14 protein-coding genes are annotated in these 23,370 nt (G+C 72.5%); 10 read left to right on the top strand and 4 right to left on the bottom strand.

Annotation, left to right across the window (positions count from 1 at the left end):
• Window positions 1–78: 78 nt before the first annotated feature.
• The 7 genes from ACIRB1_RS05970 (at window position 79) to ACIRB1_RS06000 (ending at window position 10,404) form a co-directional block, all read left to right on the top strand.
• Complete coding sequence (locus tag ACIRB1_RS05970; RefSeq protein ID WP_352177843.1) at window positions 79–450, top strand: CU044_2847 family protein; 372 nt, start codon at window positions 79–81, stop codon at window positions 448–450.
• Entirely contained in the window at window positions 447–1,388 is a 942-nt protein-coding gene (locus tag ACIRB1_RS05975; RefSeq protein WP_352177844.1) for an AAA family ATPase, read from the top strand. The genes ACIRB1_RS05970 and ACIRB1_RS05975 overlap by 4 nt, the downstream gene beginning before the upstream one ends.
• Window positions 1,385–3,295: a magnesium chelatase gene (locus ACIRB1_RS05980; RefSeq protein ID WP_403464697.1), complete on the top strand. Its 1,911-nt coding sequence runs from the start codon at window positions 1,385–1,387 to the stop codon at window positions 3,293–3,295. Before ACIRB1_RS05975 ends, ACIRB1_RS05980 begins: the two co-directional genes overlap by 4 nt.
• Complete coding sequence (locus ACIRB1_RS05985; RefSeq protein ID WP_403464698.1) at window positions 3,285–4,586, top strand: CHAT domain-containing protein; 1,302 nt, start codon at window positions 3,285–3,287, stop codon at window positions 4,584–4,586. The genes ACIRB1_RS05980 and ACIRB1_RS05985 overlap by 11 nt, the downstream gene beginning before the upstream one ends.
• On the top strand, window positions 4,583–7,915 hold the full coding sequence (gene fxsT, locus ACIRB1_RS05990; RefSeq protein WP_403464699.1) for an FxSxx-COOH system tetratricopeptide repeat protein: 3,333 nt from the start codon (window positions 4,583–4,585) through the stop codon (window positions 7,913–7,915). Before ACIRB1_RS05985 ends, fxsT begins: the two co-directional genes overlap by 4 nt.
• 153 nt (window positions 7,916–8,068) lie before the next feature.
• Window positions 8,069–8,308, top strand: a complete 240-nt coding sequence (locus tag ACIRB1_RS05995; RefSeq protein WP_403464700.1) for a hypothetical protein — start codon at window positions 8,069–8,071, stop codon at window positions 8,306–8,308.
• On the top strand, window positions 8,305–10,404 hold the full coding sequence (locus ACIRB1_RS06000) for an ArnT family glycosyltransferase (protein ID WP_403464701.1): 2,100 nt from the start codon (window positions 8,305–8,307) through the stop codon (window positions 10,402–10,404). Before ACIRB1_RS05995 ends, ACIRB1_RS06000 begins: the two co-directional genes overlap by 4 nt.
• Window positions 10,405–10,520: 116 nt before the next feature.
• Here ACIRB1_RS06000 and ACIRB1_RS06005 read toward each other — a convergent pair whose 3' ends face one another.
• From ACIRB1_RS06005 to ACIRB1_RS06015, 3 genes are read right to left on the bottom strand one after another with little or no spacing between them, the layout of a single operon-like run.
• On the bottom strand, window positions 10,521–11,252 hold the full coding sequence (locus ACIRB1_RS06005) for an FAD:protein FMN transferase (RefSeq protein WP_403464702.1): 732 nt from the start codon (window positions 11,250–11,252) through the stop codon (window positions 10,521–10,523).
• A gap of 1 nt (window position 11,253) precedes the next feature.
• Window positions 11,254–11,694: an FMN-binding protein gene (locus ACIRB1_RS06010; protein ID WP_352177851.1), complete on the bottom strand. Its 441-nt coding sequence runs from the start codon at window positions 11,692–11,694 to the stop codon at window positions 11,254–11,256.
• 10 nt (window positions 11,695–11,704) lie between these two features.
• Entirely contained in the window at window positions 11,705–13,042 is a 1,338-nt protein-coding gene (locus ACIRB1_RS06015) for a ferric reductase-like transmembrane domain-containing protein (protein ID WP_403464703.1), read from the bottom strand.
• A 150-nt stretch (window positions 13,043–13,192) separates the two neighbouring features.
• Between ACIRB1_RS06015 and ACIRB1_RS06020 the strand changes: the two genes are divergently transcribed.
• Together ACIRB1_RS06020 and ACIRB1_RS06025 are read left to right on the top strand one after the other, a co-directional pair.
• The gene (locus ACIRB1_RS06020) at window positions 13,193–13,882 is read left to right on the top strand and encodes a response regulator transcription factor (RefSeq protein WP_266776825.1); all 690 of its coding nucleotides are present in this window, start codon (window positions 13,193–13,195) and stop codon (window positions 13,880–13,882) included.
• Window positions 13,879–15,330: a sensor histidine kinase gene (locus tag ACIRB1_RS06025; protein WP_403464704.1), complete on the top strand. Its 1,452-nt coding sequence runs from the start codon at window positions 13,879–13,881 to the stop codon at window positions 15,328–15,330. The genes ACIRB1_RS06020 and ACIRB1_RS06025 overlap by 4 nt, the downstream gene beginning before the upstream one ends.
• A gap of 144 nt (window positions 15,331–15,474) precedes the next feature.
• On the opposite strand, the gene ACIRB1_RS06030 is transcribed toward ACIRB1_RS06025, so the two are convergent.
• Entirely contained in the window at window positions 15,475–16,080 is a 606-nt protein-coding gene (locus ACIRB1_RS06030) for a GPP34 family phosphoprotein (RefSeq protein ID WP_352177854.1), read from the bottom strand.
• Window positions 16,081–16,446: 366 nt separating this feature from the next.
• Between ACIRB1_RS06030 and ACIRB1_RS06035 the strand changes: the two genes are divergently transcribed.
• On the top strand, window positions 16,447–23,370 hold the full coding sequence (locus tag ACIRB1_RS06035; RefSeq protein WP_403464705.1) for an SDR family NAD(P)-dependent oxidoreductase: 6,924 nt from the start codon (window positions 16,447–16,449) through the stop codon (window positions 23,368–23,370).

The following is a 23,370-nucleotide window of genomic DNA, read 5'->3' on the forward strand; positions in this document are numbered from 1 at the left end:
CCACAAGGCTGTTGATGGCACGCCAGAATTGGGGAAGGTAAGGAGAGGATTCCGGCTCGGCAACGGGGGAAGTGCTGCATGGCGATCGTGACGAGGGCGTCCGCGGACGGCCAGGACCGACAGGTGCCGATCTACGTGGAGGTCGACACCCCGCTCGCGCCGGACGGCCTCGATGGCCTCTACGACGGGATCGACACCCGGGAGAACGCGGCGGACCGCGTACTGGCGGTGGCCCGGGACGTCTACGGCGACGGTCTGGAGCTGGCCCGGCGCTGCGCCCGGCAGGCGGCGACCCGGCTGCACGACCTCGGTGAGGGGCTGACCCCGGACGAGATCGAACTCCAGCTGTCCATCAAGCTCGACGCCGAACTCGGCGCGTTCCTGGTGAAGTCGGGGGCCGAGGCACAGCTCCAGGTGACCTTCCGCTGGACCCCGGGCAGCGCGTCGTGACCGGTGCGCCGGGCGGCTCGGACGTGCACATCCTGCCGTACAGCCATGTGGTCGGGCAGGCCGAGCTGAAGCTCGCGCTCGAACTCAACTACATCGCGCCGCGCATCGGCGGGGTCCTCATCAGCGGGCAGCGCGGCACCGCCAAGTCCACGGTGGTACGGGCCTTCTCCCTGCTGACCGGGGGCGAACTGCCGGTCACCCTGCCGATCAACGCGACCGACGACCGGGTGCTGGGCGGCTGGGAGCTGGACGCGCTGATGCGGGGCGAGGCGCGGACCCAGCCGGGGCTGCTGGAGGAGGCCGGCGAGAAGGGGATGCTGTACATCGACGAGGTCAACCTGCTGGACGACCACATCGTCAACATCATCCTGGACGTCGTCTCCACCGGCGTGCTGTCCGTGCAGCGCGAGGCCATCGACACCGTACGGAACATCGCCTTCGGTCTGGTCGGCACGATGAACCCCGAAGAGGGCGGTCTGCGGCCGCAGTTGCTCGACCGGTTCGGTCTGATGGTCGCCGTCTCCGAGCTGGACCAGGAGCAGCGCCGGGCGATGGTGCTGGCCGTGCTCCGCTTCGACGACGCGGCCGGCACGGACTCCCCCTGGCTGGCCGAGGGCCTCGACCGGGACCGGGAGTTGCGCGGGCGGCTGGACCGGGCCAGGGACGGCATCCAGGACGTGCGGCTGAGCGAGGACATCGCGAAGCTGTGCGCCGATGTCGCCACCCGGCTGCGGGCGGTGGGCCATCGCGGCGAGGTGGTCACCGCGTGGGCAGCCCGTGCGCTGGCCGCGTTCGAGGAGGCGGACGCCGTGACCGCCGACCATGTGCGCCGGGTGGTCCCGCTCTCCCTGCGGCACCGGCGGCCCGAGGCCGCGCACGGCGGTCCGGTCGAGTGGACGGCGGAGGAGTCGGAGCTGCTCGACGGGCTGCTGGGGTGAGCGCGCCCGCGGAGGCGCGTCCGGTCGGGCCCCGGCAGCGCCTGTTACAGGCCCTGGCCTGCTCCGCGCTGGGCCCCGGCCTGGACGGGGTGCTCCTGTTCGACCTGGAGCCGGAGATGGTCGCCCCGGTGACGGACGCGTTCGCCGCCCTGCTCCAGCTCCGCGAGCAGCGTCCCGTACGACGCACCACGCTCGGCTCGGTCACCGGTGACGACGAACTGTGGCTGCGCCCGACGCTGCGCCACGACGGCAATGGTGTCAACTTTTCTTTGTCTCCAGGCCCGTTGGTGGACAACACTCCCGACTCGGCGATGGTCGTCGTGGTCCCCGACCTGGTCCGCCTCAGCCTGCCGGGCATGCGGGCGGCCGTACAACTGCTCGGCGCGGACGTGGCGGCGGTCGAGCGGTCCGGGTTCCGGGCCCGCTGGCGCCCCCGCGCCCGCTGGCTGGCCGCCTGCCAGGAGGCGGAGATCGGCCGCCTCTCCCCCCACCTCCTGGACCGCTTCCCGATCCGCCTCAACGCGGCCGGCCTACGGCGGACCAGCAGCGGGCCCGAACGGGTGCTGGACGCGCTCGACGGACGTGAACCCGAGCCGGGGCTGGGCGAGTTGCCACCGTCCTGGCACAGCGCGCTCACGGCCCGCACGCGCCCGGCGTGCACGCTGACCGAGGAGGCGGCGGCACACGCCGTGGGCCTGTTCCGCGGGGACACCAGCGGGCGCCGGGCGATCGGACTGGCCCGCCTGGCCCGCGTCCTTGCGGTGGTGAACGGCGCCGACACCTGCGGCCCCGACCGCGTCGACGAGGCCGCCCGCCTCCTGGGTGTGGCCGCGCCCCCGGCGGCCCCGGCCGGCCCCGGCCACTCCGCCAACGGCACCTCCCTCGCCACCGGCGACGGCAGCGCCGGCCGCCCGTCCCCGCCCGAGCAGCCGAAACCGGACCCGGTCCCCGAGGAGACCGCGCCGACGGGCCAGCCGGGCGGCGCGATAGCACTCCCCGCGGGCCCCGCCGAGGCCCTGGACACCTTCACGGCCGAGACAGGAGAGGGCCAGGGCTCCCCGTTCCCGGAGGACGACGCCCGGTTCCTGCGGGAGTTCGCACCGTTGCGCATCCCCTGGCAACGCCGCCCGGAGCCAAGTTCCGCACGGGGCCCGGTGATCGGCGTCCGCTCCGCGACAACCCTGCGGGACCTGGCGGTCGTCGCGACGGTCGTCGAGGCGGCCAAACACCAGAACCTGCCGGGCCGCCGTGCGCTGCGAGCGGCCGGTGACGGCCAACTGGTCGTCCTGCCCACGGACTTCCGCAGCTACGCCCGCCTCCCGGTGGCGGAACGCATGCTGGTCCTGCTCCTCGACCACACCAGCCGCCGAGGCTGGGACTGGCAACCGGCCCTCGCCCCCTACCTCCAGTGGGCCTACACGGGACGGGCCTCGGTCTGCCTGGTCGAGGTGGGCAGCAGGGACGCGGCCCACGAGCTGCGTGCCGACCACTTCATCGCCCGCAGCGTCCTGGACCCGAGGGTCGGCAGCGCCCTGCACCGCCAGCCCGGCCGCAGCACTCCCCTGGCCCACGGCCTGACCCTCACCGACCAGCTCCTCCGCCGGGCCTTCCAGCAACGCTCCAACCTGGTCGAGGCCTGGCTGGTCGTCGTCTCCGACGGCCGGGGCAACGTCCCGTTGGACGCCAGCGCGGGCGGCCGTCTCCTGGGCCCGGTCCGCCGCACGGGCATCGACGACGCGATCACCGCCGCCTCCCACATCGGCGCCATGGGCCGCATGCGCCTCCACTCCGTGGTCATCGACGCGGCCCGCCAGCCCCACCCGGACCTCCCGTTCCTCCTGGCGGACGCCCTGGGCGGAGTGACGGTGGCGGGCCGCACGACCCGGGGGGTGCCCAGTGCCCGCTGAACCCCCCGGCCCCCGCCCCCTCGGCGGAGCCGTCCCCCTGGGCCCGGGAACCCCCGCCCGCAGGCCCGCCCCCGAGCCCCTCCCCGCCCCACGGACAGCGGGCGTCCCCGAACACGTCGTGGAGCCGTACGAACCCGTGCCGCTCACCCCGGCCCCCGTGGACCCGAACGCCCAACTCCCCCCGGGCTTCGCGAAGCTGGTGGTGAACAGGGCCTACGACGAGCGGAACCAGGAGGTCTTCTGGCTCACCGGCCACAGCGGCGACCTGGAACTGTCCCTGGACTCCGAGGACACCCGCCTGCGCCCCAGCGGCCTCGCCCTCAGCAACCTCCGCCCCGACGGCTTCCCCCCGACCGAGATCTTCCGCGCCGTGGCCGCGTGGTCGGGCCAGCAGGAGGACGTCGTGCGCTGGATCAACGAACTCCGCGCCCGCTTCGGCCCCGACCTGCACCTGGTGATCTGGGACGACACCGACTACGACATCCCCTGGGAGATGCTGCGCCTCACCGGCGGCCACGACCACGGCGTGGAGGACGGCATCCTCGGCGCCCTGGTGACCGTGGTCCGCTGGACCACCATCCGCGAGGCCGGCCGCACCCCCTTCAACGAACCGGCGGTCTGCTCCGGCCATGTGCTGGGCTACTACGCCGAGGAGATGCGCCGGGACGCCACGGTGTTCGAGAAGTTCGAGCACCGGGGCCACTTCGGCACCACCCGCACCTTCCTCACCGAACTCGCCCGCCCGAGCCTCGGCGCCGGTCTCGTCTACATGGGCTGTCACGCCACCCACGGCCCGAACCTGTACAAGCTCAAGCTCGGCACGGTCACCTGGAACGAACTCAACGACCTGGACATGTCGGCGCTGGACGGCCGCCGCACCCTGGTCTGCCTGAACGCCTGCCACTCCGCCCGGTTCGTCAACAACCGGCCACTCGGCGAGAACGCCCTGCGCGGCTTCGCGGAACTCTTCCTCCGCAAGGGCGCGGGCGGCTGCATCGCCACGTCGGGCAAGGTCGGCGACGACGTGGCGCACACCCTGATCCGCGAACTCATCGACCGGCTCTGCGCCGATCCCGAACTGCCCGTCGCCCGCGCCCTGCGCGACTTCCGGGCCGCCGCCGTCGCCCGGCTACCCGATCCGCTGCCGTACGTCTACGGTGACGACGACCGGGTCAATACCGAGGAGCAGCGGAAGATTCTGCCGATCCTCTACAGCTTCATGTTCCTCTACTTCGGACACCCCTTGACCACGCTGCGGCTCAGCGTCCGCGCGCAGGAGGCGAGGACATGAGCGGCGATCCCGCTGCGTTGATGATCGAGCCCCTGGTGGGCTGGCCCCGCAAGGCCCAGGCGGGGCAGAGCTATCTCGTCACCGTCGACCTCAACGGCCCGGCGGCACCCGAGGACTGGCCGTACGACGAGGAGGAGTTCGACTTCGGCGTCTCCCTGGACGGCTCCCGCCGCTTCGTGTGCGAGGCCCTGAACGAGCCCAGCGTCGTCCTGCACCGCTTCGGCGGCACCTACGGCCCGGCCCGCTTCGTGATCAAGGCGAGCCGCGCGCCGGGCCCCGGCACGATCTGGCTGACGATCAGCAACCGCTGGGGCGTCCCGGTCCGTACCGTCGAACTGCCCAGCGAGATCGTCGCGGACGCCGTCGTAGGACAGGGCCATGTCGTCGTGCCCGCGCTGAACGGCAGGACCGCCACCCTCCCCGCCGAGCACACCGTCCCCGGTCAGCGCACCGGACGGCGTCCCGCGTCCGGTGTCTGGTCGCCGCACCACATCACGATCAGCTACGCCGGCACCGACCGCGCGTGGGCCGTGTGGACGGCGCGGCAACTGGAGCGGCACGGCTGCCAGACGTTCCTGCTGCGCTGGGACCCGCCGCCCGGGGTGCCGCTGGCCCGGCTGCTGTCGGATCTCCTCGGCGCGCCCGGGCGGGTGCTGCTGCTGCTCGACGAGGACTATCTGCGGCTCGGCCAGCGCACCGAGCCCGAGTGGAGCGAGGCGCTGGGCACGGTGGTCGGCACGGACCTGGACCGGTTCGCCGCCGTGGACCTCTCCGCGCGGACCCTGCCCCCCTCGACCGCCGTACTGGGACCGGTCAGCCTGCGCGAGCTGGACCCGGCCGAGGCGCTGCGCCGGCTGCTGACCACCCTCGACCTCCAGGACGCCCGGCCGGAGCCCGAGGACGAGTCCGTCGCCCCCCGTTTCCCGGACGCGCCACCCGCCGTGTGGAACGTTCCGCGCCGCAACTTCCGCTTCACCGGCCGCGACACGGTCCTGGAGGAACTCCGCGCCCTCTTCGAGAACGGCCCGCCCGCGGGCTCCCGGGTCGCGCTGCGCGGTATCTCGGGCGTCGGCAAGAGCCAGATCGCCATCGAGTACGCGCACCGGTTCGCCAACGAGTACGACGTGGTCTGGTGGATCAGCGCGAGCTTCCGCGCCACGGCCCGCCAGCAGTTCGCCGACCTCGCCGAACCCCTCGGCCTGGCGGACAGCAGCGCGCTGCCCGAGCGGGTCCGCGCGGTCCGCGAGGCGCTGCGCACCGGCCGCCCGCACCGCCGCTGGCTCCTCGTCCTGGACAGCGCCGACGACCTGGAACAGGTCTACGACCTCCTCCCCGAGGCCGGTGGCCATGTCGCGGTGACCACCCTCACGCAGGGCTGGGCCGCGTCCGGCGGGGTCGCCGAGGTGCAGGTGGAGCGGTTCACCCGGGCGGAGAGCATCAGTTACGCGCGGCGGCACGTGGAGCGGCTCACCGAGGACGAGGCCGACCAACTCGCCGACGCCGTCGAGGACTTCCCGCTGCTGCTGGCCCAGACGACGGCGTGGCTGGACGCGAACCGGATGTCGGCGGCCGAGTACATCGGGCTGCTGCGCCGGGGCGACGCCGACGAGATCGGCATCCAGACCCTGCCGGACTACCCGATCGGCTTCCAGACCAGTTGGGCCCTCACGCTCGACTCGCTGGAGCAGGACAGCCCCGAGGCCACCGAACTCCTGCGCCTGTTCGCGATGTTCTCCCCCGGCTCCATTCCCGTCCGCCAGCTCCAGCGTGCGCGTCCCGGCGATCTCCCCACGCTGCTGGCCGAGTTGGCCGCCGACCCGGCCCGCTGGCTGGGTGCGCTCCGGCGGCTGTCGGAGTCGACTGCCGTACGGATGGACTACGTTCAGCCCTCGGACAGCGTCGGCTATGTGGACAGCGTGGAGATGCACCGCCTCTACCACCGCTTCCTGCGCCGCACCCTCACCCCCGGGGAACGGGACGAACTCTCGGCGGTCGCCTGCCGCGTGCTGGTCTCGGCCGACCCCCGCTCGCCGTCCGAGGTCGCCAACTGGCCGGTCTACGCCGAGCTGTTGCCGCATCTGCACCCGTCGGGCGCGCTGGAGAGTTCCGACGCTCCGGTGCGCGATCTCGTCCTCAACTGCATCGAGTACCTTCGGCTGCGCGACGAGGAAAGCACCGGACTCACCCTGTGCGAACAGGTGCTGGCCCGCTGGCGGATCAGGCTCGCGCCGACCCACCCGTCGATGCTGGTCCTCGTCCATCAGCACGCCAACATGCTGCGCCGGTGCGGCCGTTACCGGGAGGCGGAGGCGGTCGGCCGGGCCGTCGTCGAGCAACTCGCCGAGGAACGCCCCTCCGACGACCTCGACCTGCTGCGGGCCGAGGCGGGCCTCGGCGGCTCCCTGATGGCGCTCGGCCTCTTCAGGGAGGCCCACCAGCTCTTCGAGGACGTCTGGCGCGCCTACGACGTCCTCGACGGACCGGAGGCCCCCCGCACCCAGGCCTGCCTCAACAACCTCGGCGTCGCCCTCGGCCTCCTCGGCCGCTACCAGGAGGCGGCCGACGTCCATGCCCAACTCCTGTCCCTGCGGCGGCAGTCGTTCGGTTCCGACCATCCGTCGACCCTGCTCAGCGGTCTCACGTACGCGCGCTCGCTGCGCCTGCTGGGCCGCCATCAGGACGCCACCGCGATCCAGGGCGTCAACTCCCTGCTGCACCGCCAGACCATGGGCGACCACCATCCGCAGACCCTGGCCGCCCTGCACAACCAGGCGCTGTGCCTTCGCCGTTCGGGTGACGTCCCGGCCGCCGCCGACCTGTTGCGCAGCCTCGTCGAGCGGTGCCGGAACCTCCAGGGCGTCCGGCATCCGATGACCCTGATGGTCCAGGCCGACCACGCCTCATTCCTGCGCTCGCACGGCGATCTCACCGAGTCCGCCGAGCTGACGGACACGGTCGCCGACGGCTACCGGCATCTCCTCGGCGACGACCACCCGTACACCGTGGGTGTCCTCGGCAACCGGGGCCTACTGCTGTGGCTCGCGGGCGACCGGGCCGCCGGGGCGCGGCTGATCGAGCAGGCGCTGCGGGGCATGACCAACACCGTGGGCGCCGACCATCCGTGGACCCTGGGCTGCGCCCTGAACGCGGCGGCGGTCCGCCAACTGTCCGGACGGCCCGACGAGGCGGCCGAGCTGCGCCGGGAGACCCTGCTGCGGGCCCGCGACGCCGTCGGCCGCACCCATCCGCTCGCCCGCGCCTGCGAGGACGCGTCGGGGACGGCAGCGGACGCCCCACCCGGCTGGGACTTCGAACCGCAGCCCATCTGACGCCCTTCGCATCCGGCCCGAACTGCCCTGCCGGGCCCCAGCATTGGGGCCCGGCCTCAGCCCGCTGTGCACGACCTGTGAGTCCGCTGATTCTCATCGGCCGCTCAGTGAAGGCTCAGCGACGGCACAGGCGGGGACCGGAGAGTCACCGTCATGAACGCACAGAACGCGGGAGGCGTCCGGCGGCGCCCGGCCGGGGTCATGGTGGATGCGCACAAAGAGGCGCACGTCCTCGCCGGCGGCGTCGGCCGTCTCCATGCCTCCCTCGATGCGCCCTTCCCGTTCCCGTTCACGATCACCGTGGCGGACCACGCGAGCACCGGTGCCACCGCCCCTGTCCTGCCCGTCGGGGCGCCCGCCTCTCTCGCGGAACACCTGGAGTACGCGTCATGACGATCCTCGCCCCGCCCCCCGGTCAGGAGAGCGCCCGCCGCTCGCACCGCGCGGGCCCGGCGGCCGACCCGCGCTGGGCTCGCCCGGCCCTGTGGGCGATCCTGCTGCTGGCCACGGCGCTCTACGCCTGGAACCTGACCTCGATCACCGGCAACACCTTCTACGACGCGGCCGTCTACAGCGGCACCAAGAGCTGGAAGGCGTTCTTCTTCGGCGCGCTCGACTCCGGCAGCTTCATCACGGTCGACAAACCACCCTTCGCCCTCTGGGTGATGGGCCTCTCCGCCCGCGTATTCGGTTACGGCACCTGGCAGTTGACGCTGCCGATGGTCGCGGCGGGCACGGGTTCGGTAGCCCTGCTGTACCGCCAGGTGAAGCGGGACTTCGGCGCGGTGGCGGGCACGGTCTCCGCGCTGGTCCTCGCCCTCACCCCGATCACGGTCGCCATCACCCGTGACACCAACCCGGACCCGATCCTCGTCCTGCTGATGATGCTCGGCGCCGCGGCCCTCATGAAGGCCGTGCGCAACGGCAAGTTGGGGCCGCTGGTGTGGTCGGCGGTCGCGATCGGCTTCGCGTTCAACACCAAGATGATGCAGGCGTACGTCGTCCTGCCCGCGTTCTTCCTCGTCTACCTCTGGGCCGCGAACGTCTCCCTCGGCAGGCGCCTCCGCAACCTCGCCGTCGCCACCGTCGCGCTGGTCGTCTCCAGCGCCTGGTGGATGGTGATCGTCGACCTGATCCCCGCCTCCTCCCGCCCCTACATCGGCGGCTCGACGGACAACACGGTGTGGGACCTGGTCATCGGCTACAACGGCTTCGGCCGGATCTTCGGCGCTTCCTCGTCGGTCGGCTCGCAGGGCAACGGGGCGTCGTTCGGCGGCAGTTCGGGCCTGTACCGGATGTTCAACGAGATCATGGGCGGCCAGATCTCCTGGCTGATCCCCTTCGCGGCGATCGCGCTCGTCGGCAGCCTGGTGCTGCGTGGGCGCGCTCCCCGCACTGACCCCAAGCGCGCGGCCCTAATGCTCTGGGGCGGCTGGTTCGTCCTCCACTTCCTGACCTTCTCGCTCGCGGAGGGCACGTTCCACCCGTACTACGTCACCGCCATGGCCCCCGGCATCGCGGCCCTGGCCGGAGCGGGCGGGGTGCTGCTGTACCGCGCCTTCCGTGACGGCTCGGCGGCCGTGGGGGTCCCCCCGGTCGAGCGAAGCCGAGACTGGGGGAGGGCCTGGGTGCTCCCGTCGGCGATCGCGGCCGGCACCGCCTGGGCGGTCGTCCTGCTCCAGCGGGTCTCCGGCTCCGGCACGGTGTACACGGTCGCGGAGACCGTGGTCGCCGCGGCGGGCATCGCTTCCGTACTGGGCCTGCTGGTGAGCCGGTTCACCGGCCGCCACCGTCTGATGGGCTTCGCGGCACTGGCCGCGATCGTCGCCCTCCTCGCCGGCCCCGCGGCCTACTCGGTCTCGGCGGCGACCTCCTCGACCAACGGCACGAACCCGACGGCCGGCCCCAGCACGGGCGGCGGAATGGGCGGCGGCGGTGGCGGAACGGGCGGTGCCCCGAGCGGCACCAAGTCCGGTACGAAGCCCAGCGGTTCGGCCCCGACCGGCACCCGGCCCCCGGGCAGCGGTTCGGCGCCTTCGGCCTCCTCCGGCGCCACGGAGTCGGGTTCCGCGTCCGGTGCGCGGCAGGCCGGTGGCGGCATGGGCGGCGGCAGCCAGGTCTCGTCCGAGATGATCACGTACCTCAAGAAGCATCAGGACGGCGCCACTTGGCTGCTGGCGGTGTCCACCGACCAGACGGCGTCCTCGATCATCCTGGAGTCCGGCCAACCCGTGATCTCCATGGGCGGCTGGTCGGGCAGCGACAACGCGATGACCCTCGCCAAGCTCAAGTCCCTGGTGAAGTCCGGCAAGTTGCACTACATCATCATCAGCAGCGACGGCGGCCAGGGCACCGACACGGCCATCGCCACCTGGGTCAAGGCCCACGGCACGGCGGTCAAGTCCTCGGCGTACAGCTCCGGTTCGACCAGCTCGACCAGCTCGACCAGCACGGGCCTGTACCGCCTGGACGCCTCCGACGTCAGCTGACCTCCTCCTCCTGAACACCCCCTCCCCTGAACCACATGTCCCGACAGGAAGGGCCGCCGGTGACCCCGGCGGCCCTTCCGCATGTCCTGGATGGAGCGGTCGTGTCCCCGGGCTGCCTAAGCCGCCGCCATCGCGACCGGAAACCCGGCCGTACGCCGGACCCGGCGCTCGGCGTCGACCGCGAACACCTCGCAACCGGGCCGGGACGCGGCCCAGTCGACGCCCTCCGGGCCCATCGCGAAGGCCGCGGTGGCCGTGGCGTCCGCCTCGGTGAGGGAGGCGGACACGACGGAGATGCTGAGGAGCCCGGTCGCGGGGGTGCCGGTGCGGCCGTCGAGGATGTGGTCGCCGCGTTCGTAGCGGGCGGAGGTCGCCACCGCGCCGTCGGTCAACTCCAGAACCGTGCACAGCCGGTCGGCCTGTTCGGGGTGTCGTACGCCCACCCGCCACGGGCCGCCGGAGACGACCACGTCCCCTCCGGCGTTGAGGATGAAACGGCGGGCCCCGGCGGCGGTGAGGAGGTCCGCCGCGCGCTGCACCGACCAGCCCTTCACGACCGCGCAGGGGTCGAGGGGGCGGCCGGGCAGGCGGACGTCGAAGGCGCCGCCGGTCGCGACGCGGTACTGCTCGCAGAGGTCGAGGACCTCGGTCAGGTCCGCGCCGAGGTCGCCGAGCCGGAGCTCGCCCCGCTCGTAGCGGCAGACCTCGCTGTCCGGGCGGAACGGGCTGAAGCGGGCGTCGACCTCGCGCAGCCAGGCGAAGAGGGCGTCCGCCACCTCGTCCCCGATGCCTTCGTCGTCGACGCGCAACGACACCGGGAAACCCATCACGTGCTCGACTCGGCGCATCTCACGCGCCCTTGGCGTCGATCGCGGCCTGGAGCGACTGGACGTAGGCGTCGCTGGTGATCGTGGCGCCGGACACCGTGTCGATCTTCGAGCTCTGGGCGGTGAGGGTCTCCTCGATCAGCACCGGGACCGCCGCCTTGGTCTGCGGGTGGTCCGGCTGCTGGAGCATGCTCACCGAGCTGATCCTGTCGCCCTCGAAGGTCACCCGCACCTGCACGGTGCCCTTGGAGGTGTTGATCGCGGTGCCCTGGACGACCTTCTTCGTGGACGTGGACGGCGTGGACGCCGAGCCCGACGACGAGGAGGTGGACGTGGGGGTCGGTGTCGTGACCGTGGCCGGCGTATCCGCCGAACTCGTCGTCGTCCCGAGGGACGGCTCGTAGCGCCACACGGGGATCAACCCCGCGACGGACAGCACCAGAACAGGTATGACTCGCTTCACGATATGTCTCTCATCCCGCCAGGCTGAAGCGTTCGAAGTGGATCTGCCGCTTGGGCACGCCCAGGTCGCCGAGGCTGCGCAGCACCGCGTTCATCATCGGCGGCGGTCCGCAGAGGAAGACGTCGCGGTCGCCGATGTCCGGTACGAGCCGGGCGAGTTCGCGCGGGGCGAGCCTGTCGGGGACGGGCGGTCCCGTGACCAGGTGGAGCTGGGCGCCCTTGGCGTGGGCGAGTTCGACGAGTTCGCCGCGGAGGACGGCGTCGCGGTCGGTGGCGACGCGGTAGATGACGACGGCGTGGCCCTCCAGGTCCTCCAGCAGGGCACGGATCGGGGTGACGCCGACGCCGCCCGCGATGAGCAGGGACTCCGGCCTGGTGCGGTGCAGGGTGGTGAAGGCGCCGTAGGGGCCCTCGGCGAAGACGCGGGTGCCGGGCTTGAGGTGGCGCAGGGCGGCCGTGCCGGCGCCGGCCGTCTTCGCGGTGAGGCGGAGGCGGCTGCCGTCGGGGGCGGCCGAGAGGGAGAAGGGGTTGGCCTGCCACCAGCGGTCCTTCGTGAGGAACCGCCAGAGGAAGAACTGGCCTGCCTGGGCCGGGAGCCGGTGGAGGTCGCGGCCGGTGATGTAGATCGAGACGACGTTGTCGGACTCGGGGACGACCGCCTCCACCCGGAGCCGGTGGCGGAGGTTGCGCCACAGCGGGAGGATCACGCGGCCCAGGGCCACCGAGCCGAGCGCGACGCCCCACACCGCGTACCAGTACGTCGTCGCGGCGGACGACGCCGTGAACGTCGTACCGACCGCGACCTGGTGGGTGAAGGCGAGGACCACCGCGACATAGGTGTAGAGGTGGATGAAGTGCCAGGTCTCGTAGGCGAGCCGGCGCCGGGCGTAGCGGGCGGAGGTCGCGCCGATGACGAGGATCAGGGCGAACGCGACGAGCGCGCGCAGGATGCCCTCGGTGGTCTCGGCGAGGTCGACGACCTCGCCGACGGGCCCGGTGCCGGTGCCCTGGGCGTAGCCGAAGGCGATGAAGACGAGGTGTCCGAGCAGCGTCCAGAGCAGGGCGAAGCCCGTCCAGCGGTGCCAGGAGGTCAGCCGGTCCATGCCGATCCGGCGGTCGAGCCAGGGCAGCCGGGCCACCAGCAGCAGCTGGAAGGCCATGACGAGGGCGGCGTAGAGGCCGAGGACGCGGCCGATGACGATGAGGGTGTTGGAGGCGAAGCCTGCTTGGACGAAGAAGACGGTCACCACGGCGACGTTCGCAGCCAGCACGGCGTACAGGCTCGTGCGGGCCACCACCCTGGGGCGTATCGCCGTGGGGGGCGCAGGGGGTGATTGGACGGTCGTCACGGACGGCAGCTCCTTGATCGGGTCCTGGGACTCGAGCTTCGCCTCGGGGCACTGTCGTTTTCCTGTCGGACGACTTTCAAGTGGCTGTCGATGTGGGTGGGACGGTGACGCGGGTCTGGTGTCCCGCGGTGCGTGACGCAGTATGAGCGGGTGGACAAAGTACGACTCCTCGTCGTGGACGACGACCCGCCGATCGCCGACCTCGTCGCGACGGTCGCCCGGTACGAGGGCTGGGAGGCCGCGTGCGCGTACTCCGGTGAGGAGGCGCTGACCGTGGCCGCCGAGTTCCAGCCCGACATCGTGGTGCTCGACCTGATGCTGCCCGGCCTCGACGGCTTCGGTGTGCTGGACCGGCTGCGCCGTTCCGGGACGATGGTGCCTGTGGTGTTCCTCACGGCGCGGGACGCGGTCGCCGACCGGGTCGCGGGGCTGACGCGCGGCGGTGACGACTATCTCGTCAAGCCGTTCGCGGTGGAGGAGCTGATGGCCCGGCTGCGGACCGTGCTGCGGCGCAGCGCCGGGCCCGGTTTCCCGCGCTCGGTGCTGCGGGTCGCGGACCTGACGATGGACGAGGACACCCGCGAGGTGCGCCGCGGCGAGCGGCTCGTCACGCTCACGCCGACCGAGTACGAGGTGCTGCGCTATCTGCTGCGCAAGTCGCCGACCGTGCTCACCAAGGCGCAGATCCTCGACCATGTGTGGGAGTACGGCTTCGGCGGCCGCTCCAACGTGGTCGAGCTGGTGGTCAGCCGCCTGCGCCGCAAGCTCGACGAGGGACACGATCCGCTGATCCACACCGTGCGCGGCTTCGGCTATGTGATCCGGCAGGCCGCCGAGTGATCCGCCGGCTGCGCGAGACCTGGCGACGGCTGCGCCTGGGCACGCGGCTCGCGCTCGGGCTGGGGGCGCTGGCCCTGGTGGTGTTCGCCGTCGTCGGCACGGCCCTGACGACGTACATGCGGGACTACCTGTCGGCCCAGCTCGACGACCAGCTCGGGCTCGCCCAGACCGCGCAGTCGAAGTCCATCGTGGCCAACGGCACGCTCCAGGGGAAGAAGTACTACCGCTGGTACTACGCGGTGTACGACGTCAAGGACGGCATCCCGGTCCTGCGCAAGCCCGAGGAGAGCTCGGACCTGCCGTCGGACATCGGCGACCTGACCGCCGTGGCCCGGGCCCAGATCGCCGAGGGCACGGAGGTGCTGCGCACCCGCGACCTCACCGGCGAGGGCGAGTTCCGGCTGCGCGGCTGCGAGGTCGAACCCGGGGTGGTGCTGGTCAGCGGCGCGCCGATGGACGCGATCAACGACACGGTACGACAGCTGGTCATCATCCAGGTGGTGGCCTTCGGGCTGGCTCTGCTGGCACTGGTGGTGCTCGGCCGCAGGCTGCTGCGGCGCGGGCTGCAACCGCTGAGCGACATGGCGCACACCGCGCACGGCATCGCCTCGCACGACCTGACCGAGTCGGCGGCCCGGCTGCCGCTGCGCGCGGACGAGCGGGGCGGCGGCCCGGAGGTGGAGGAGCTGCGCACCGCGTTCAACACGATGCTGGAGCACATCGACGACTCGCTCGCGGTGCGCGCGGAGGCGGAGCAACGGCTGCGCCGGTTCGTCGCGGACGCCTCGCACGAGCTGCGGACCCCGCTGATGTCGGTACGCGGTTACGCGGACCTGTTCCAGTACGCGGCGGCCAACGTGCCCGAGGAGCGCGACAGGCACCTGGCCCGGCTGCGCGCCGAGGCCGCCCGCATGGGCATCCTCCTCGACGACCTCCTGCTGCTGGCCCGCCTCGACGCGGCCGACGTGGAGACTCCGCTGCGGCCCGAGGACGCGGACCTGGCCGAGCTGGTCGAGCAGGCGGCGGACGCCTTCCGCGCCGGGCACCCGGACCACCCGCTGACGGTGGCGCTCGGGGAGCGTCCGGTGCGGCTGCGCGTGGACCCGGTGCGGATTCGGCAGGTGCTGGACAACCTGCTGACCAACGCGGCCGTGCACACCCCGGCCGGTACGGCGGTGTCGGTGACGCTGTCGGTCGCCGGTGGCATGGCGTCGGTGCGGGTCGCCGACGCGGGGCCCGGTATCCCAAAGGACGACCGGGCCCGGGTCTTCGACCGCTTCTACCGCGTCGACAAGGCCCGCAGCCGCGACCGGGGCGGCAGCGGGCTCGGCCTCGCGGTGGCCCGGTCGCTGGCGAGGGCGCACGGCGGCTCCGTCGAGCTGGCCTCCGAGTCCGGCGCGACGGTCTTCACGGTGACGATCCCGCTGGGGGCCGCGCCGGCCCGGTGAGCACGGCGAGCGTGCCCTCGTTCGCTCTGGCTCCTCGAAGGGCTTGTGCCTACCATGGGTGACGTGTCGTCACCTGAGGCTCAGGACCATCAACTGGCTCTGTTTCATCGGCAGTTGTCATGCTTCGAAGCCCAGAGGCCGCCGTCACATCCCGCGCCACACATTGTCGTACGCCGCGTCCTCGACGGTCTTCCGCTGCCGTACGGCCTCCAGTTCCGTCACCGCGTCGTGGACCACGGCGATGACCGTGGCCAACGACTCGTCGGTGACCTTCGCGGAGTCCTCGTCGGACACCTCGCGAATACCGGCGGCCGACGCGAGCTGGGCGAGGACGGGCTCGCCCTCGGACCAGCGCTCGGCCGCGCGGCTGCGGGCCGGGGAGTCGACCAGTGCGGTCTTCCCGGTGCGGACCGGGATCCAGCGCCCGCGCTGCCGGGCCACCAGCCCTTCCGCCTCCAGCGCGGCGAGATAGGCGGAGGAGAGGCCACGCCCCCGCCGCCACAGCCAGTTCTCGACCGACTCGTACGGCGTCTCCCGTACGAGCGCGGTCGCTGCCTGGTCCAACAGGCCGTCCTCCAGTGGCACTTGGGGGTTCGGCACGATCAGGTCGCCGTCCAGTACGACGGCTCCGGCGGCGAGGAGGTCGACCACCTCCGCACCGGCGAGCGCGAGCGAAAGGTCACCCGTCTCGACAGGGCGGTCGGGTGCGACATCCATGGCGACGATCATCAGGTCCCGCGGTGTGCTCATGGGTGCCAACCTAGCGCGGCCTATGCGAGGAGGCATCGACACCCAACGTTTACATAATTCCTTCCTGCCGTCAGTGGTGTTTCGGGACTGTGAGCCTCGGATGAATAGCGGGGGCTTTTGGACCGCTTGCGCCACTGCGGCCGAGCGGTGTGCCCTCTGAAGGAAATTGGCAGGTTTTTCGGTTGTTTGGGGGCCGGTTCCGACTGGCCGGATCATTGCCGTCCACCAGCTGATTGCCTTGCCGTTGTTGACCGACGAGTAACAGAGGGCTAGCTTTCAACCAGCCATCTCGCGCCTTTGCGATTCTATTCGGCGCTGCGGCCGAAAACCCCCCACCGTGCAGTTTCACCGTTTATTCGGAGAATCATGACGTCTGTCGCGCACGCCGAAGCAATGATCATTGGAATCACCCCGTTCCATGAACCGGACGCCCGGCTCGCGGCGGCCGTCAGCCGGGCCGGCGGGTTGGGCGTACTGGACCTGGGGCACGGCGACCGAAGATCCGGGGAGGCCCTGGCGCGCATCCGGCGCTGGTCCCCGGGCCCTTTCGGGGTACGGGTCGGACCGCACTGCCGGACCGCTCCGGGTGACCTCACCACGGGCCCCGGCGCCGCCCCGCACACCGTCGTCCTCGCGGTGGACGCGCCCTGGCGGGTCGACGAGGTCGCCGCGGAGCACCGGGTGCTGGTCGAGGTCACCGACCTGGACCAGGCACTGACGGCGGTCCGCGCCGGTGCGCACGGTCTGATCGCCCGGGGCGCCGAAAGCGGCGGCAGGACAGGCGAGTTGAGCACCTTCGTGTTACTCCAGCACCTGCTGTCCGAACCCGCCGTGGACATCCCCGTCTGGGCCTGCGGCGGTATCGGTCCCCGTACGGCATCCACGGCCGTCGCAGGCGGTGCCGCCGGAGTCGTCCTGGACAGCCAACTCGCCCTGCTCGCCGAGTCGGGCCTCCCGGAGACGGCCGCCGCCGCGCTCCGCTCGATGGACGGCTCCGAGACCACGGTGATCGCCGGTCACCGCGTGCTCCTACGACGCGGCCCCGACGCCCCGCGGGTGCCCGCCGACCGGGTCACCGAACTGCTCGGCGCCCGCGACCCGCGCACCCAGCTGCTGCCGGTCGGCCAGGACGGCTTCCTCGCCGCGCGCTTCGCCGAACGCTGGGGCGACGTGGGCCGCACGGTACGCGAACTGACCGCCGCCATACGGGAGTCGGTACAGGACGAGAGCCCCGCCGACGCCCTGCGCGCGGACTCCCCGATGAGCCGGACCCTCGGCACCCGGCTCCCCATCGCCCAGGGCCCGATGACCAGGGTCAGCGACCGGGCCGACTTCGCCGCGGCCGTCGCCTCCGCCGGTGCGCTGCCGTTCATCGCGCTCGCCCTGTCGACCGGCGAGCAGTCGCGGACGGTGCTGACCGAGACCCGTACCGCCGTGGGCGACCGGCCCTGGGGTGTCGGGGTGCTCGGCTTCGCCCCCGAGGAGATGCGCGACGCCCAGCTCGAAGCGGTACGGGAGTTGGGGCCCACCCACGCGATCATCGCGGGCGGACGCCCCTCCCAGGCCGAGGCGTTGGAACGGTCCGGGATCGCCACCTTCCTCCACGTGCCCTCACCGGGACTGCTGCGGCAGTTCCTGGACGCCGGTGTCCGCAGGTTCGTGTTCGAGGGCTCCGAGTGCGGCGGCCATGTCGGACCGCGTGCCAGCTTCCCGCTGTGGGAGGCCCAACTCGCCGTCCTGGACGACTTCTTGGAGACGGCGGCAGCGGGTACCGCCGAGCACGTCGAGGTGTTCTTCGCGGGCGGCGTCCACGACGAGCGCTCGGCGGCGATGGTGGCCGCCCTCGCCGCACCCCTCACCGCACGCGGCGCCGCCGTCGGCGTGCTGATGGGCACCGCCTACCTCTTCACGGAGGAGGCGGTGACGCGTGGAACGGTCCAGCCCCTCTTCCAGGAGCAGGTGGTCCGGGCCACGCGGACCGCGCTGCTGGAGACCGCGCCCGGCCACGCCACCCGCTGTGTACCGAGCCCGTTCAGCGACAACTACCTCGCCTTCGCGGCCGAGTTGCGCGAGCAGGGCGTCCCGGACCGGCAGATCTGGGAGCGGCTGGAGCGGCTCAACGTCGGCCGGCTCCGCATCGCCAGCAAGGGCGTCGAGCGGGACGCGGCCGGCGCGCTGACCTCCGTGGACGAGCAACGCCAGCTCTCCGAGGGGATGTTCATGGCCGGCGAGGTCGCCGTGCTGCGTTCGGCGACCACCACGATCGACGCCCTGCACCGCTCGGTGACCGAGGGCGCCGCCGCCTTCCTGGCCGACAGCGCGCGAACCGCCCGCGCCCGCCTGGGAGTCGAGGAGACGGCCGAGCAGCAGGCCCCGGCCCCGCTGGACATCGCTGTCATCGGCATGGCGTGCATGTTCCCGCAGGCCCCCGACCTCCCCACGTTCTGGGCGAACATCCTCGGCGGACGCGACTCCGTCGACGAGGTCCCGCCCGACCGCTGGGACCCCGCCGTGCACTACTCGGCGGACAAGGGCGGCGCCACCACGTCGAAGTGGGGCGGCTTCCTCCCGCGCATCCCCTTCGACCCGCTGCGCTACGGCATCCCGCCGGCCTCCCTCGGCAGCATCGAACCCGTCCAGCTGCTGGCCCTCGAAGCGGCCCGGCGCTCCCTGGAGGACGCCGGATACGGCGACCGGGGGCGGGAGTTCGACCGCGCCCGCACTTCCGTGGTGTTCGGCGCGGAGGCGGGCAGCGACCTGTCCAACGCGACGACACTGCGCGCCGTACTGCCCTCCTACTACGGCACGATCCCGCCCGGCATCGAGGAGCAGCTCCCCGCCCTCACCGAGGACTCCTTCCCCGGCATGCTCTCCAACGTCATCTCGGGCCGCATCGCCAACCGGCTCGACCTCGGCGGCGCCAACTTCACCGTCGACGCGGCCTGCGCGTCCTCGCTGGCCGCCGTCGACGTCGCCTGCAAGGAACTCGTCGGCGGCACCAGCGATGTCGTGCTGTGCGGGGGCGCCGACCTCCACAACGGCATCAACGACTACGTCCTCTTCTCCTCCGTGCACGCCCTCTCCCCCACCGGCCGCTCCCGCGCCTTCGACAGTTCGGCGGACGGCATCGCGCTCGGCGAGGGCGTCGCCTGCGTGGTCCTCAAGCGGCTCGCGGACGCGGAGCGGGACGGGGACCGGATCTACGGCGTGATCAAGGGAGTCGGCAGCTCCAGCGACGGCCGCTCGCTGGGCCTGACGGCGCCACGCCCCGAGGGGCAGCGGGCCGCGCTGGAACGGGCGTACCGCAACGCGGGCGTCTCCCCCGCCGAGGTCGGCCTGGTCGAGGCGCACGGCACAGGCACGGTCGTCGGCGACCGCACCGAACTCTCCATCCTCAGCGAGGTGTTCACCGAATCCGGTGCGGAGACGGGAAGTTGCGCGCTCGGCTCGGTCAAGTCGCAGATCGGGCACACGAAGTGCGCCGCGGGACTCGCCGGTCTGATCAAGACCGTGCTGTCCCTCTACACCGGCGTCAAGCCGCCCACCCTGCACATGAAGCGGCCCAACCCGGCCTGGCAGGAGGACAGCAGCCCGTTCGTCTTCCACGCCCGGCCCCGGCCGTGGGCGGCACCGGCCGGGGAACGCGTCGCCGGACTCAGCGCGTTCGGCTTCGGCGGCACCAACTTCCATGCCGTGATCGGTGCTTACGGCGACGCCGTACCGCCCGCACAGGGGCTGGACGCGTGGCCCGCCGAGCTGTTCACGTTCCGGGCAGCCGACCGGGCGGCGGCGCGGCGGGGTGTCGAGGAGATCCTGAAGCTCGCGGAGACGGGTCACTGGAGGCTGCGTGACCTCGCGCTGAGCGCGTCACGGCGGGCGGACGCCCGGCTCGAACCGGTCCAGGTGGCCGTCGTGGCACGGGATGTGGAGGGGCTGGTCGGGCAGCTGCGGCGGGTGCTGGACGGTGAGCAGGACGTGGCCGCCGGTATCCACCTCGGGGACGGTGACGCGAGCGGGGATTGTGGCAAGGTCGCCTTCCTCTTCCCCGGCCAGGGCAGTCAGCGCCCCGGCATGCTCGCCGATGTCTTCATCGCGTTCCCCGAGTTGCAGCACTACCTGCACCTCGGCCGCGACCACGCCGACGCGCTCTACCCGCCGACCGCCTTCGACGACACCGCCCGCGACCGACAGCAGGCCGGGCTCACCGACACCCGGGTCGCACAACCCGCCCTGGGCATCGCCGGGTTGGCCGCCCACGCCCTGCTCACCGAGGCGGGTGTGCGGCCCGACATGGCGGCCGGGCACAGTTACGGCGAGCTGGTCGCCCTGTGCGCGGCCGGTGCGATCACGCCGGAGGCACTGCTGGAGCTGAGCACGGAACGCGCGGCGGCGATCCTCGAAGCCACCGGCACCGACGACCCGGGGACCATGGCCGCGGTGGCGGCAGGAGCCGAGGACGTGGAGCAGGCCCTGAAGGCGGCCGAGGCACCGGCTTCAGTCGTCATCGCCAACCACAACTCACCCCGCCAGACAGTGATTTCGGGCCCGACGGAGGCGGTCGCCACTGCCATACGGCTGCTGCGGGAGGCCGGTCTCGGCGCCAAGCGCATCCCCGTCGCCTGCGCCTTCCACAGCCCGCTGGTGGCAGGCGCCGGTGACCGCTTCGCACAGGCCCTCGCCCAACACCCGGTCCTCACACCCGAGTTCCCCGTGTGGTCCAACCGCACGGCGGCCCCGTACGGCGACGACGCCGAAGCGGTCAGGTCCGAACTCGCCGCGCAGATCGGCTCCCCGGTCGGCTTCGTCGCGGAGATCGAGGCGATGTACGAGGCGGGCGCCCGGGTCTTCGTCGAGGCCGGCCCCGGCTCCGTCCTCACCCGTCTGGTCGGCCAGATCCTCGGCGACCGCCCGCACCGCACCGTCGCCTGCGAGCCCGACCGGAACAGCGGGCTGCGCGGCTGGCTCGACGCGCTGGCCCAACTGGCCGTCGCCGGGCTGCCGGTGCGCACCGGCCGGCTCTTCAACGGGCGCGACGCCGTCGACGCCGCCCGGACTCCCGTGCCCTCGCGACCCGGCTGGACGGTAGACGGACAGCTCGTCCGTACCGCCGCCGGAGCACTCCTGCCCGGTGCCCTCGCACCGGCCCGACGCGTTGTGGAGACGACTGTGACGACGAACCCTCAGGACGGTGCTCCCGTCGAGGCGAACAGGGACGCGCTCATCTCCGAATTCCTGCGCACCAGCCGGGAGATGGTGGCCGCGCAACGGGATGTGCTGCTCACCTACTTCGGCGCGACGCAGGGCACGGCACCGCAGGGCACCTGGATACCGGCACCGGCGGCACCCGCCGCGATCGACGCACTCCCCCAGACACCCGCCCTGCCTGCCGCGGCAGCACCCGTGGCTCACCAGCCCACGGCTGTACCGGAGTTGCCCGCACCTCAGGCGCCCGAGACCGTCACCGAGTCCGACGTGCTCCGGGTCGTCCTGGAGATCATCAGCGAGCGCACCGGCTACCCCGTCGACATGATCGAGCCCGACCTCGACCTGGAGGCGGACCTCAGCATCGACTCCATCAAGCGCGCCGAGATCGCCGGCGAACTGGCCCAACGGCTGGGCATCGGCGGCGGGATGGACGTCGCGACGCTCGACGACGCCGAGCTGGAGGACCTGGCGAAGGCCCGCACGGCGGCCTCCGTCACCGGCTGGCTGTCGGCACGGCTGACGGCACCCCCGGCGACGGACGAGACGCCCGCGACCGTCAGCACCCCCGAGGTCGCCTCCCCGAACGCCCCGGCCGCACAGGACGAGGTCACCGGCGTCGCCCCGAAGCGCCTCCGGCTACGCCCGGTACTCCTGGCCCACCAGGACGGCGACAGCCCGGCGGACCCGGCATCCGTCCTGAGCGGCCGACGCTTCGTCCTCCACGGCGACGGAGACAGCGACGTCCCGGAGACGGTCGCGGCCCGCCTCTCCTCCTACGGCGCCGACCCGGTGATTCTGGGCCCCGAGCACCAACTCATCGAAGCCGACGGCGAGGTGGACGGCGTCCTGTACCTCGCCCCGCTCACGGCGTCGGCACCGGTGCTGCCGGACGCGTTCCCCGTGATCCAGGCCGCCCTGCGCCGTGGACCGCGTCAACTCCTCGCGGTACAGCGGGCGGACGGCGGTTCGGCGGGCCTGCGCGGACTGTTCCGCACCGTCGCGCGCGAGTACCCGGACACCGTCGCCCGGGTCGTCGAGCTGACGGACACCGCACCGGCCGCAGTCGCCGACGCCCTGATCGCCGAACTCCTCGCCCCCGACACCGAGCCGGTCGTCCTTCGAACCGCCGCCGGACGACACGGACTTGAGCTGGCCGAGACACCGCTCGGCGCGCTCGCGACGAACGGTGCCGGACCCGCCGGTGACGGAGTCGCGGAGGCCGCCGCGATCGGGCTCGACCGTGACGCGGTGGTGCTGCTGGTGGGCGGCGCGCGGGGCATCACAGCGAAGTTCGCCGCCGCACTCGCCGCGGCCTCCCGCTGCCGTATCGAACTGCTGGGCAGGACGGCCGCACCGGCGGGACCCGAGGACCCGGCGACCGCGGGCGCCCGCACCCCGGCCGAACTGCGTGCCGCCCTCGCCGCGCGGGGCGGTGGGCTCACCCCCGCCGAGATCAACCGCGCCGCCGAACTCCTGCTGGCTCAGCGGGAGATCACCGCGACCCTCGACGAACTCACCGCCCTCGGCAGCCGGGCCCGCTACCACTCGGTCGACTTCCGCGAACCGGACGCCGCGCTCCAGGCCGTCAAGGAGATCCACGCCGAACACGGCCGCCTCGACGGCGTCGTCTACGCGGCCGGGGTCATCGAGGACCGGCTGATCGCCGAGAAGACCACCGAGTCCTTCCAGCGGGTCTACGGCACGAAGGTCCACGGCGCCGAGACGCTGCTGTCGGCGCTGGAAGAGCTCCCCAACGGCCCGTCCTTCACCGTCCTGTTCGGCTCCATCTCGGCCGTGCTCGGCAACCGGGGCCAGGTCGACTATGCCGCCGCCAACGACGCGCTGGAGAGCCTGGGCGCCGACTGGACGGCCCGCACCGGGCACCGCGCGCTCACCGTGCACTGGGGGCCCTGGGCGCCCACCGGCGGCCACCACGGCATGGTCACACCGGAGTTGGGGCGCGAGTACGCCCGGCGCGGTATCTCGCTGATCGACCCCGAGGAGGGCACCGCGGCCCTGCTGCGGGAACTCGCCTGGGGCGACGAGTCGGCCGGAGCCGTCGTCTACACCGCTTCGGGCTGGTAG

Source organism: Streptomyces sp. NPDC096013, assembly GCF_044763565.1.
Classification (GTDB): domain Bacteria; phylum Actinomycetota; class Actinomycetes; order Streptomycetales; family Streptomycetaceae; genus Streptomyces.

Coding starts and splice junctions, on each gene's coding strand:
- fxsT (WP_403464699.1), top strand. CDS start 4,583: ATGAGCGGCGATCCCGCTGCGTTGATGATCGAGCCCCTGGTGGGCTGG.
- ACIRB1_RS06035 (WP_403464705.1), top strand. CDS start 16,447: ATGACGTCTGTCGCGCACGCCGAAGCAATGATCATTGGAATCACCCCG.
- ACIRB1_RS06030 (WP_352177854.1), bottom strand. CDS start 16,080: ATGAGCACACCGCGGGACCTGATGATCGTCGCCATGGATGTCGCACCC.
- ACIRB1_RS06000 (WP_403464701.1), top strand. CDS start 8,305: ATGACGATCCTCGCCCCGCCCCCCGGTCAGGAGAGCGCCCGCCGCTCG.
- ACIRB1_RS05970 (WP_352177843.1), top strand. CDS start 79: ATGGCGATCGTGACGAGGGCGTCCGCGGACGGCCAGGACCGACAGGTG.
- ACIRB1_RS06005 (WP_403464702.1), bottom strand. CDS start 11,252: ATGCGCCGAGTCGAGCACGTGATGGGTTTCCCGGTGTCGTTGCGCGTC.
- ACIRB1_RS05995 (WP_403464700.1), top strand. CDS start 8,069: ATGAACGCACAGAACGCGGGAGGCGTCCGGCGGCGCCCGGCCGGGGTC.